Annotated in this window: 14 protein-coding genes; 2 read left to right on the plus strand and 12 right to left on the minus strand. The window is 37.7% G+C overall.

The features are described 5' to 3' along the window. Positions 1-84: 84 nt before the first annotated feature. The 4 genes from AC1DFT_RS18675 to AC1DFT_RS18690 form a co-directional block, all read right to left on the minus strand. Positions 85-1,683, minus strand: coding sequence for a M20/M25/M40 family metallo-hydrolase (locus AC1DFT_RS18675; RefSeq protein ID WP_478160800.1), 1,599 nt, complete (start codon positions 1,681-1,683; stop codon positions 85-87). Positions 1,684-1,737: 54 nt separating this feature from the next. Beyond that, positions 1,738-3,159, minus strand: coding sequence for an amino acid permease (locus tag AC1DFT_RS18680; protein WP_478160802.1), 1,422 nt, complete (start codon positions 3,157-3,159; stop codon positions 1,738-1,740). 144 nt (positions 3,160-3,303) lie between these two features. Next, on the minus strand, positions 3,304-4,071 hold the full coding sequence (locus AC1DFT_RS18685) for a dimethylarginine dimethylaminohydrolase family protein (RefSeq protein WP_478160804.1): 768 nt from the start codon (positions 4,069-4,071) through the stop codon (positions 3,304-3,306). Between the two features lie 13 nt (positions 4,072-4,084). After that, positions 4,085-4,957 (minus strand): dimethylarginine dimethylaminohydrolase family protein, encoded by an 873-nt coding sequence (locus AC1DFT_RS18690; RefSeq protein WP_478160806.1) that lies wholly within the window; start codon positions 4,955-4,957, stop codon positions 4,085-4,087. Between the two features lie 152 nt (positions 4,958-5,109). Here AC1DFT_RS18690 and AC1DFT_RS18695 point away from each other — a divergent pair, with 152 nt between their 5' ends. Both AC1DFT_RS18695 and AC1DFT_RS18700 read left to right on the plus strand, forming a co-directional pair. Continuing rightward, positions 5,110-5,847, plus strand: coding sequence for an IclR family transcriptional regulator (locus AC1DFT_RS18695; protein ID WP_478160808.1), 738 nt, complete (start codon positions 5,110-5,112; stop codon positions 5,845-5,847). Between the two features lie 113 nt (positions 5,848-5,960). After that, entirely contained in the window at positions 5,961-6,161 is a 201-nt protein-coding gene (locus AC1DFT_RS18700; protein ID WP_478160810.1) for a hypothetical protein, read from the plus strand. Positions 6,162-6,248: 87 nt separating this feature from the next. Here the strand turns inward: AC1DFT_RS18700 and AC1DFT_RS18705 are convergent, their stop codons facing one another. From AC1DFT_RS18705 to AC1DFT_RS18740, 8 genes are all read right to left on the minus strand, one after another. Next, entirely contained in the window at positions 6,249-6,686 is a 438-nt protein-coding gene (locus AC1DFT_RS18705; protein ID WP_478160812.1) for a HEAT repeat domain-containing protein, read from the minus strand. A gap of 261 nt (positions 6,687-6,947) precedes the next feature. Next, positions 6,948-7,394, minus strand: a complete 447-nt coding sequence (locus tag AC1DFT_RS18710) for a DUF5085 family protein (RefSeq protein ID WP_478160814.1) — start codon at positions 7,392-7,394, stop codon at positions 6,948-6,950. Then, entirely contained in the window at positions 7,391-7,849 is a 459-nt protein-coding gene (locus AC1DFT_RS18715) for a DUF5085 family protein (protein ID WP_478160816.1), read from the minus strand. Before AC1DFT_RS18715 ends, AC1DFT_RS18710 begins: the two co-directional genes overlap by 4 nt. A 28-nt stretch (positions 7,850-7,877) precedes the next feature. Continuing rightward, entirely contained in the window at positions 7,878-8,636 is a 759-nt protein-coding gene (locus tag AC1DFT_RS18720) for a hypothetical protein (protein ID WP_478160818.1), read from the minus strand. 25 nt (positions 8,637-8,661) lie between these two features. Further along, entirely contained in the window at positions 8,662-9,420 is a 759-nt protein-coding gene (locus AC1DFT_RS18725; RefSeq protein ID WP_478160820.1) for a hypothetical protein, read from the minus strand. Between the two features lie 17 nt (positions 9,421-9,437). Beyond that, positions 9,438-11,003 carry a ribonuclease YeeF family protein gene (locus AC1DFT_RS18730; RefSeq protein ID WP_478160822.1) on the minus strand — a complete coding sequence of 522 codons (1,566 nt, stop codon included), beginning with the start codon at positions 11,001-11,003 and terminating at the stop codon, positions 9,438-9,440. Then, entirely contained in the window at positions 11,000-11,302 is a 303-nt protein-coding gene (locus tag AC1DFT_RS18735; RefSeq protein ID WP_478160824.1) for a YwqI/YxiC family protein, read from the minus strand. Before AC1DFT_RS18735 ends, AC1DFT_RS18730 begins: the two co-directional genes overlap by 4 nt. Before the next feature lie 18 nt (positions 11,303-11,320). Continuing rightward, positions 11,321-11,680: a YwqH-like family protein gene (locus tag AC1DFT_RS18740; RefSeq protein WP_478160826.1), complete on the minus strand. Its 360-nt coding sequence runs from the start codon at positions 11,678-11,680 to the stop codon at positions 11,321-11,323. Positions 11,681-11,685: the final 5 nt, after the last annotated feature.

Raw genomic sequence — 11,685 nt, forward strand, 5'->3', positions numbered from 1 at the left:
TATTACTGGTGCCAGGCACCAGTAATAATTCTGTAACAAACAAAAAAGCGACTCCAAATTCACTTTTGGGAGTCGCTTTCTCTATTAATATAGGCTGTTTATTAATGTTTCTAGCATAACTGGCATTTCGACAAAGGCACTATCTACATGCAGTCGCTCTGTTCTTTGATGCGCATCTTTACCGAACGGACCTACATTTAATACCGGTCCTTTTAACTGTGCCATCTCTTCAAATGGAATACTGTATGTGTCTCCCCACACTGGTGTGTTACTTTCAAAAGCAGCCCAACCGTTGCCTGAATCGTCATAATTCACGTAGCTCAAATCACATATCCCATTGAAATAGTGGATTTGATCGATTTTATTATCAAATGATTGTGCTGATTTTTTCATTAGTTCTACTGCTTCCTTCACAATCGGATGATCGGAAGTATTGACAGCTGGATAATATGGTGGTGCAAACAAGAGAACAGTCGCAGGTGCAAGCTCTTGACATTGAATCATTAGATTATCCACAATACGAAGTGACTTTTCACGGTCATCCCATTCTTCATTTTCGAGCGCTTCATTTTTCAATCGGTCTACTTCTGCATTACCTAATTTTTTATTTGCATATGCTAAAAGCTGTTCATAGCGAAGCACTTTCACTTCTCCAACACCACTCACTTGCTCTCGCGCACAAATCTCTTTGTAGCTTTCATTCAATGCACCCATCGCTTCTGTAGCTACTTGTTCAAACAAATCCATTACTTCCGCAGCAGTTCGTTTCAACAGAAATACATTGTAAAGTGCCACAGCTCGATAAGGTGTTTGCGTAGAGTAAGACATTTTCAAATCTTTTTGCTGTAATGAAACCGGAAGTGGTGTACTTTCCCCAAGATCTGTTTCACGGAATAAAGGATTCCACTCCATACGCTGTGTTAAATAAGATGCAATATAGTTGGCCGTCATTCCTTTCATCGGCTCTCCAACATGCGTTTCTTTCCCATAAAATAAAGCAGCAGGCATAATTTTACCAATCGTCCCAGAATAAATATACTCCGCAATATCCATCGGTTTTTGTGAAAATGAAGGTTCACTATTCAAAAATAGCTTATAGGTAAGTCCAAACTCCTCTTGAATACGAACTAACTGAGGCACAGCCGCGCGCATTCCAGCAGAATTCACTTCCTCATCGGGAACAGTAGTTAACACTAAATTAATCGGCCATGCTTCGCGACTCGCTTTTTCAAGCATCTGCATATGAAGTGCAAGCCCCATTTTCATGTCCATCGTCCCTCGACCAAACAGATACTTACCCGTTTCCAAGTCAATACGCGCTGATTCAGGCAGATCATCCGGATTTTCCATTAACTTTTTCGTTAGTTCCTCTGGAAAATAAGCAAGTGGTTGTAAAGATCCATACTCTTCCGTTTGAACCGTATCAAAATGGCTAATTAATACAACCGTTTCAACAGCTTCTGGGTGTTTGTATAAGGCAGTGACCACATGTCGACCAAGTCCTGCATCATGCAACTGCAGATGGCTTGGGTGATCTTGAAAATATGCTAATTCTCTTAACTTATCCAATACTTTCGGGGCAAAAGTAGTCTCCCCTTCCGTCAGTGTAATACTATCCCAACTAACAAGTTCACATAACAACGTCCGAAGTCTCTCCGGCGTATCCCATAATAATTGACTCATCATATATTTCTCCTTTGTTACAGGTGTCAGGCACCCGTAACGTAAATGTAATAATTAACTCTCTTGCGCGACTTTATTTAATGCAGATTCTTTTTGTTGTTTTTTCTCTAATCGCAATTTATAGAATAGCATACAAACTATGAAAAATCCTATACCATAATATAAACCTACTCGTTGTGTCGGATCAAAAGCTAAAAATACTAATATTAATAAACAAAACGCGATACAGAATATTGGAACAAGCGGGTAAAAACGAACTTTATATCCTAAATCCTCCAGTTTTCCACCATTCTTTAAGTAATGTCTACGGAACATTAACTGCGATGCAGCAATCCCCATCCAGGAAATAGTAACTGAAATTCMGGCTATCGACATTAATAATACGAATACTGTATCCGCCTCCATAACACTTGTAAGTAGAGACAATAAGGAGAAAGCCATCGTAAATATTAAAGCTGTAAGTGGAACTTTTCGTTTAGATAAACGACCGAACACTTTCGGTGCCATACCTTCTTTTGCCATCGACCACAATAAACGTGTGGATGCATACAAACAAGAATTCCCTACTGACAAAATTGCAGTCAATATGACAAAGTTCATAATACTACCTGCATAAGGAATTCCAGCTAAATTCATTAACGTTACAAACGGACTTTCTAATAGCCCAAGTTCAGAAGCCGGGAAAATAGCTGATAATACAATGATAGATGCTATATAAAACACGACAATTCTAAAAAGAATCGTTCGAATCGCTTTTGGAATATTCTTCTGTGGATTTTCTGTTTCACCCGCAGCAATCCCAACTAACTCTGATCCTTGGTAAGAGAAGATAACGTTCATCATAGTCACAAAAACAATGACAATCCCAGCAGGGAACAATCCTGAGGGCGCTAAATTAGTGGCAAGTGGTGCTGCTCTTTCTTCCAATGGAATAAACCCAAAAATCGCTGCCGCTCCAATAATAATGAACAAAACGACCGCAACAACCTTAATACCAGCAAACCAAAATTCAGCTTCCGCAAAAGCTCTCGTTGTAAGCGCATTCAATGCAAATAATAAAACCATGAAAATTGCACACCATATCCAAATTGGCACATCTGGAAACCAATGCTGCATCAATATACCAGCCGCAGTAAATTCCACTCCAGCTGTAGCCGCGGACCCTACAAAATACATCCATCCAAGTGAAAATCCAGCGGATGGGCTAATAAATTTCGTGGCATATGTTTGAAATGATCCAGTTACCGGCATATGAACAGCAAGCTCACCAAGACAGACCATTACCATATACAAAATTAAACCACCAAATAAATAACCAAGAATAGCACCACCAGGACCAGCTTGATTAATCGTGTAACCTGCATTTAAAAACAAACCAGTCCCAATTACCCCACCCAGTGAAAGCATAAATAAATGGCGGCTTTTCATCGAACGATTTAATTCATTTTGTTGTGTTAAATCCCCATTATTAGACATAATATTCCCTCCCCTATTGCAATCTGCCAAACTAAACTTTCTTTTCTCCCTTTGAATTATTACGAAACCATTACGGGTGCCAGGCACCCGTAATGCATTTGTAACAATATAACCTTAACAATCCGCCCGTATTAATCTACTTTGTTAGAATCTAAGTGATAGGCAGCTTAGACCGCCGTCTTGTTTTCGAACTTCTGACATATCCAGTTCGATTGTTTCGTAGCCTGCCTCGGTGATTTTGCGCTTCGTTTCGCCGTATCCTTCTGGAATAATGACGTAATCATTCACACGAATACAGTTTGCAGAGTATTCATCTTCAGCAGTAATAACAATCTTGTCATATGACTCAAACGCTGGGTGATCTACAAATTCACCTGCTACGACCATTTTGTTATTTCCTAAGTAAGCGATACCTGTTTTCAAATGGAAGAACTTTTGTAGTGGGATGATTGTTGCTTCAAATCCTTCGCTTTCTAGAATTTCTTTTAACTGACGTGCTCCTTCTTCATTTGTACGTTCGGAAATTCCGATATAAAACTTATTATCGGCTTGTAAAATATCTCCACCGTCAAGAGTTCCAGGCGATTTAATGTAATGAAACTTTTTATAAAAATCTTTTAAAACGCTTTCAATTTCAACAATTTCTCCATTTCGAGATTCCGCTCCTGGATTTGTAATAACGGCAAATTCAGCTGTTAGTACCGCAGCATCCTCCACAAATGTTGAATCTGGAAACTGCTCACTAGCTGAAAGAAGTGTTACTTCTACTCCGCATTTTTTCAAAGCTTCCACATATGCCTCATGCTGAACTAATAATTTTTCATAATCCGGTTTTCCAAGATCAGATGTAGTTAAACCTTCTACATAACTTTTACCAGGTGTTTTTGCGATTACATTATTAAATTTACTCATTTTATTTTCCCCCTTAATTTCTAATGACCGGACTTGTTAGACATGTTGGACCACCAGTACCTAAAACACTGATTTCTCGCCCTTTGTATTCATAAACGGTTGCACCTGCATCAAGCAATTGCTGTTTCGTGACATCATTGCCTTCGACGATTACACAAACTCGTGGTGCAAGCGCTAAAACATTGCATCCAAGATTATCGTATTCCACTTTTGGTACTTCAATTAACTGAATACCGCGCTTTATCAGTAACTGTCGGAAAAATACGGGCATTAACGGAGAATGCACTACCGCCAAGTCTTTATCAACCATGCTAATGAAAGACATCAGATGTAAGCACTCAGCTTCTCCTTGGTCATGCGGAAGTTGCACTACGATGAACTCATCTACATAGGGAGCCGTTATTTCTTTTAATTGGCGAATTGCTTCATCATTTGTACGATATCCACGACCAACTACTAGCGTTTTATCATCTAACCAAACGATATCCCCACCATCTGAAACTGCTTCACCAGTTAACTCTCCAATAATCGGAATCTCTTTTTCTTGTAAAAATTCTTTATAAACAGTTGCTTCTGGCTGTCTTAATTTTTTGCCTGATTTTAAAATGATTGCTCCAGCAGGTGTGAATTTTACCGGATCATGCGCGTAAATAGAATCTAGTCCTACTTTTTCTGAGTGTGGAAGATAATCAATTTGTGGTACATGCTTTTCTAAGATTTCGATGAATGTTTTATATTCATTAACCGCCTCTTCGAAATTGGGTTCTTCTAAATAATTAAATGTTTTCCATTGATTCGCTAAATGTTCTTGACTAATAAAAGCTTCGTTCGGATGTTTTACAATTACTCGCTCTAAATTTTTATACATAGATGAGTTATAAGACATTTCTTCTCCTCCTTTTCCGCATATCGGAAAACCTTTCTGAATAACGGAAATATTATATTTAAAATATATGCGTTTCGTGGTATCATGTCAATATATTTAGAATATTAAAAATTAATTATACTAGAATAATATAGAAACTGGCGGTGATTTACATGCAATCCATAACCCGTGCTATGACTGTTGCAAAAGTTTTAGCTGCGCATGCAAATGAAAAAGGATTAAGTATTTCTGTGCTTTCCAAACAATGTGAGCTTCCACTCAGCACAATGCACAGATTATTACAAGCGATGATTAAACAAAGCATGGTTGAACAAGATGAACACTCCAAATTGTACCGTCTTGGTGTAGTTTGGCTAGAATATGGTTTACAAGTGTACGATACAATAGACTATGTCAGCAAAATTAGACCCGAGTTAGAACGCTTATGTAGAGAAGTAGGTGAGAGTGTCTACCTAAGTAAACCAGTTGGCACAGAAGCCATGATTGTAGAAAGAATCGACAGTGAAAACAATCCAATCCGAATTTACGACCAACTTGGGATACGTATTCCAATGAATATTGGAGCTGCAAACAAATCAATGTTAGCAGCAATGCCAAAATCACAGTCCGAAAATATTTTGTCGCAACTTTTACCTATAGAGAAAGTGCCCGAGTTTATCCAAACACTAGATCAAGTTACGAAGCAAGGCTATGCAACTAGTCACTCTGAACGAACAGAAGGCACATCTTCTGTCGCAGTTTCTATCAAAGATAGCCTTGGACAAATTGTTGGTGCCATTAGTATCGGAGTCGTCAGCTTTAACCTGACAGAAGAACGTCTGGACTTTCTGACAAATAAAGTAATCGAAACAGGGAAGGTTATATCAAACAAACTCAATTCGCATATCTAAAAAAAGGGGTAATGAGTCTTTGGACCATTACCCCTTTTTATCTATAAATAAAAATTTAACTTGGTACTATTGTAATGTAATGATATACTAAAAATAAAAAAGAAGGTGGAATATTGGAAAAAATAAGCGAGCTTAAAAAGTACAAATATCTTTTAACTTTCCGAGGAGGAGAGCAATTAGTATTAGAAACGAATACAAATATTCATCAAGCCAAAAAAGATGCGGTAGATGGTGAAACATTTATACATACAGAAAACTTCTACACGATTAACCTTGCCCAAATTGAAGGTATAAAAGTAATCATCCAAAAATAAAACGAATTGTTACAAAAATATCACAAGTGCCTGGCACCTAAAAGAGGGCAACCGTCTTTTCGACAGCTGCCCTCTTTTTACTTATAATTACTTCAAGTTAGCCCATTCGTTTTCGAGCCATGTTTTAAAATCTGATCCTTTTTCACCTTCATATGCATCATACACGTCGATTCGCATTCTTTTTAACTTTGTTGCAAATTCTTCAAATGTATGATCAGCCGGTAAACTCTTTTTCACACGAACGAAGACTTTGTTAGCTCCTTTAATCACTTCAAACTTCTTGCGTGCAGGTAGCGCTGCTTCTTCCCCAAACTCAAGAAGTATACGATATGCCGCTTCCTGAATTTTATACACTGGGTCATTTGCTAGTCTAGATTTCATAATGTCAATGACTTGACTAGTATTGTATTTTCCCAATTCTTCCACCGCATCATAACGCGCTCTCCAATTGGATGTGCGGTTTGCTGCTTTTTTTAATTCCTCATAATTCTCCGGTAACTCGTTATTCACTATCTTTTTATTCAACTAATCCAAACTCCTTTTTTTTGTTCATCTCTTCATTATATACTACGATTGATAGTTCTCCTATTTTTATCTGGTCAGCCGGATATTATTTGGTTCTTTTATGTAACTTTTTTATATTTTTCTTCTGTCCGTACCTAATTTTTTTATCGGAGTTCTCTTCCCTATCTATATCCCCCTTTTATTACAAAAGTGTTACTGGTGCCTGGCACCAGTAACACTTCTGTAATAAAGAAACCGTATACTACGTAACTTTCAAATGAATTACAATACACCTAAGCTCATTTCAGCGTATGTTCTATTAGATCTTGTTTTTTTAAACTGAACGAATACAGGTGTTTTTTGGGTCATATTATGCTCTTTTAAATAAGCGAATAGCTCCCAATATTTTACTTGAGATTGTACTTCATAGTTTTCGGTAATTCTCGTCATGAGCAAATGATCGACATTAAAATAGCTACTGAAGTTCACCTCTACTGCCTTAGAAATAGAAAAATGATTTTCAGCAATTGGAAGAAACAGTTGAGCGGTCATCACTTCTGCCGTTGGATCGCTAATAATCGAGAAAAATATCGCTCCTGTTGGATGATACCCATGGGCCGTTAAGATTTCATCAAAATCATTTAGTGCAACATCAATTTCCTCTGGTAAAAAGTTATACAATTTGGATGCCACATTCCGATAAGCAATTTGATGGTTTTCTACAATCATTCTTCCTCACCCTGTCCTATTACTGGTACATACAAATCAATTATGTAATCGCCGTACACTTCCAATAATACACAATAATACGTCTCTGCTAGCGTAATCCCTTTAGCATTTGCATACGATTTGATTTTTTCATAAGCAGCATAAAAATCCATCTCTTGATCTGCTTGTCGCAGTACCAATGCCCGCTCTAGCACCAATATATCTTGGAAGGAAAAGTCCTGCTCATCCGAAAGAACTACTGGACTACTGATAGGCAAATAATATGTAAATCGACCTGACTTTTCATCTGTCGGACTTTGCTCAAAGGAAAAACATAAGGGTCCGTTTCGATAGACGTCCTTATTCAGCGTAAAATCCTCCAGCATATAAATGCATTCCTGCCAATCTGCTTTTTTCTGCTCCACTTCATGCGTCAATACATTTTCAAAAACTAATGAACATATTTCAATTCCCATCCTGATTCACCCTTTCTCCAATTGCTACCTATTTATTCAGATAACCACGCTCGTTAAAGTTAAAGCTCTTAAAACGATACTTACAGTACAAAATGACAAGTTGCTCAGGTAATATAAATAACATGACAAAAAACATAACAATTCCTCCAACGATTACAACTATTACATTAATATCATCAATCGCCGAATTACGTGCAATGTATTGGATAATAAAAACTATACCTAGACCACCAACAATAGCCGTTGGGATATAAGAAGTGGTCTCAAATCTTCCCCTCACCTTCTCTTTTTTTGAGCCTTTTCGGTAATGACCTCTCCGTAATAATAGAGAGAAACGAATAAATGTAACGATAAAAATTAACAAACCTATCAATAATAAAATAATAGTGAAGTTCAAGAGAGATTCCGGCGTTACCTTCCCCCCCTCTCCTTCTTTTCCAATAAAAAATAAAGCACTTATAAATATTGAAAAAGAAAATAAGTTTTGTGAAACTAAAATAGATACCAAGTACTGTATCCGACCACTTCTTTTATATATTGCTGGTATTGAATAGATAATAGAAAGTATAATAATTCCAACAGTAACCCAAAGATGTATCAACAAAATTTCATCTTTATGTGGATAAATAGTTGAATCAGCTGCCACATAATATTCTAGGGCGAATAACATCGCTTGTAAGAATATACATAATATTAATATAAAGCCTAAACTACCCGGGCTTTGCCTACCGGATTCAAAGGGTCCTCTAAGTACTGCAAAATCTTCTTCCTTTAATTTTCTTATCATTTGAGCACTCCACTTCAATTTAAGCCTATTTATTCAAGTAACCACGCTCATTAAAATTAAAGCTTTTAAATCGGAATTTACAGTACAAAATAACAAGTTGCTCAGGTAAGATAAATAACATGACAAAAAATAGCCCAATCCCAATTATAATAAGTAGCATCATATTAAGATCATTAATAGAAGACGTTCTCACAATATATTGAATGATAAAAACCAATCCTCCCCCTCCAATAATTGCGGTTGGTACATAAGAAGTAGTTTCAAAACGACTCCTCAATGCATCTTTTTTAGAACCTTTTCTATAATGGCCTTTTCTCAATAAAATAAAAAAACGTATAAAAGTAGCAACAAAGAGTAAGAATCCAATTCCTAAAACGATATACGTAAATTGAATGAGGTATTCTGCATCAGCTACCTCGCCTCCCCCATCATAACCAAGGATAAATAAAGCGCTTATTAAAAAGGAAATTGAAAATAAGTTTTGTGATACTAAAATAGATAGCAAATACTGCATCTTTTCACTTTTTTTATAAACTATAGGTATTGCGTAGATAATTGACAATACACTCAGCAGTACCGTAATTACAAAATGGACCAAAAGAATTTGATCCTTGTACGGATAGACAGTGTAACGACCTGCCGCGAAATACTCTAATGAAAAGAGTAATGCTTGGAAGATAATAGCCAATAATAAAGTACCAGCCAACGAAGAAGGTTTTTGCCTTCCTGACTCAAATGGACCTTTTAGAACTTCAAATTCTTTTTCGCTTAATTTAAACACCATTGCGACCACCTTTTTGCTTAATGGAACCATCCTTTTATATGTTCCATTGGCGATTTTTCTCCAAACTTCGTATTTAAGAAAATATTAGCAGCAAGACCTGCTGCCACACCAACAGCTGTACCTACTCCCGGCACTGGTATCAGTACTGTTCCTAAAGCAGTAAATCCAGCCTGAACCGCCCCACCTACAGCAACATCAATTGCTGTATCTAAGGTAGCTCTTCCTGCTGCTTCTCCATCACTAAGTCCTGCATCTTTAGCAGTTGTATAATTACCATAATAGCTCAGTCCCACGCCTATAGGTCCTAGCCCTTTACTAATCCCCTTTAGAGGACCACCTGTTACCATTCCTTTTACGTCCACGAGATCTGTAAATGATTTCCCTGCACCTTGCAGCGTTGCACTTCCGACCGTTTTAGCTTTTTGGATATTGGTAGCTTGGTCATTCCAATAGGCAAGAGATGGATGTTTTTTTAATGCTTCATCCCCAATTCCGGACCAACCGCTCTGTCCCGTTTTTTTTGTACCATACTTCAACATTAGCGTGTTGTTTGCCGCAATTTCATAATGTTTTGGTGACCATTTTTTATTTCCTTTTGGAACATTTTTCATTAGTTCTTTAAATCCTTTAGCATCTAGATCTACTTTTAGACTGCTAACTGCTTTACCTGTAGCATTGATACGGTATCCATACGTCCCCATTTTTGGATCAAATACTCTTGACGTACTTAGCCCGCCATCTTTACCTGCCACATACATACCGAATGCAGAAATTCCACCAGTTAGCCCAGTAGTCACTCTTTTCGCATTTCCTACTGCGTCCTTCAAAATCAGCACAGTCGGATTTGCAGATGAAACATCTCCCGGCTTCTCTTCTTCCCCATCTGCATACACGTTTTCCGTATCTCCTAAACGGGTATCTAACTGTGTTCGAAGCGGATGACTTTCGGTATACTCTCCCCATCGGGTTGCCGGGAAGTCAATATCCGTCAAACCGTCATTCATCATCCCCTCAATGTCCAGTAACCACAGTTCAAGCGTCAGCAAATCTGATTCAACCTGCGTCAATGCATTCATCTGCCTTGAATCAAACTCATTCAAATCTGTAACCGTATTATCCCGCTTTTTCTTCGCGTTAGTGACACCGTCTTGGACACCACTATCATCTAAATGAGGAAGTCCGACGATATCTGCGACTTGATCCATAATGCTATTTGTCTCATCTGTTAGATTACTCGTTACTTGCGAGTTTTCCGTTAATCCTTCCTCTACTTCGCCTTCTAAAAAACTTTGGCGAATAAAACCATTTGGATCTGGCTCTAAAGCATCGAGTGCAGCATCCATTTGAGTGAGCCTTGTCCCAAAATTACTTTTACATGTCGTGAAAAACTGTAAAAATGGTAAATGACAATCATTGTAAAATGCTCGAATGGCATTTCCACCTGTACCTTTTAAGGAATCTTCCATCGAAGCAAGTCCTTCGATTGCCGTTTGGATTGCTTTCATTTCCCCTTCTATACGATTAAGCATGTTTATATTTCGCTGTAAGCCGTCATGAAAAGGGCTGACATCTAGTATTTTCATGGAGCCACCCTCTGGGGTCCGTCAACTGTACATTGCATCACACTAGAAATTTCTTCATCCGTTGCTTTCATAAATTCAACGGAATTCGTAGTAGTTTGGATATTGGTAATTACCACCTCTTGATATTTCATCAACAACTGTTCTAGTTTAGTCGAAAGCTCTGTCAATTTAGTGACAACATCTAAGGTATTTCCTGTAATCGGCTGCTCCGCCTTTGGATTGAGCATTTCAGTCGCATTTGTTATTTCTGCTAATTGGGTTTCTACATCTGCATACACAATTTTCACTTCAGTTGACATAAAGATTTTCCCCCCACATTATTTAGATGCCTCTGCTCTTTCTCTAGCTTCTTCCGCTAGTAAATTGGCAATCGTTTGTTGGATTGACTCAATTTCTGCCATTAGTGAGGTGATTTTACTTGAGATTGCACTAAAAACAGCCGAAAATTGACTGCCGACAATTTCTAAATACGAAGCATGAATTCCCGATTCTCTGATGTCATCGAAGCTAGTTGCAAGCGTTCCATGCCATGTCGTTGGCCTTAGTTCTGGTTCCATACATTTAGGTTCATTTTCACTAAATTGACCTTGTTTTTCCGTAACTTTCCCTTGGCACTCAATCATTCTTCTCAGTTCTTCTTGTTTTTTGTGCAAAAGTGCATAATAATATCCTAGCAATTCTA

This window comes from Psychrobacillus sp. 05T411 (assembly GCF_056396485.1).

Bases quoted from the DNA above. Each gene is read 5' to 3' on its own strand.
- AC1DFT_RS18675 (WP_478160800.1), bottom strand. From the start codon at position 1,683: ATGAGTCAATTATTATGGGATACGCCGGAGAGACTTCGGACGTTGTTA.
- AC1DFT_RS18685 (WP_478160804.1), bottom strand. From the start codon at position 4,071: ATGAGTAAATTTAATAATGTAATCGCAAAAACACCTGGTAAAAGTTAT.
- AC1DFT_RS18690 (WP_478160806.1), bottom strand. From the start codon at position 4,957: ATGTCTTATAACTCATCTATGTATAAAAATTTAGAGCGAGTAATTGTA.
- AC1DFT_RS18695 (WP_478160808.1), top strand. From the start codon at position 5,110: ATGCAATCCATAACCCGTGCTATGACTGTTGCAAAAGTTTTAGCTGCG.
- AC1DFT_RS18710 (WP_478160814.1), bottom strand. From the start codon at position 7,394: ATGATTGTAGAAAACCATCAAATTGCTTATCGGAATGTGGCATCCAAA.
- AC1DFT_RS18715 (WP_478160816.1), bottom strand. From the start codon at position 7,849: ATGGGAATTGAAATATGTTCATTAGTTTTTGAAAATGTATTGACGCAT.
- AC1DFT_RS18720 (WP_478160818.1), bottom strand. From the start codon at position 8,636: ATGATAAGAAAATTAAAGGAAGAAGATTTTGCAGTACTTAGAGGACCC.
- AC1DFT_RS18725 (WP_478160820.1), bottom strand. From the start codon at position 9,420: ATGGTGTTTAAATTAAGCGAAAAAGAATTTGAAGTTCTAAAAGGTCCA.
- AC1DFT_RS18730 (WP_478160822.1), bottom strand. From the start codon at position 11,003: ATGAAAATACTAGATGTCAGCCCTTTTCATGACGGCTTACAGCGAAAT.
- AC1DFT_RS18735 (WP_478160824.1), bottom strand. From the start codon at position 11,302: ATGTCAACTGAAGTGAAAATTGTGTATGCAGATGTAGAAACCCAATTA.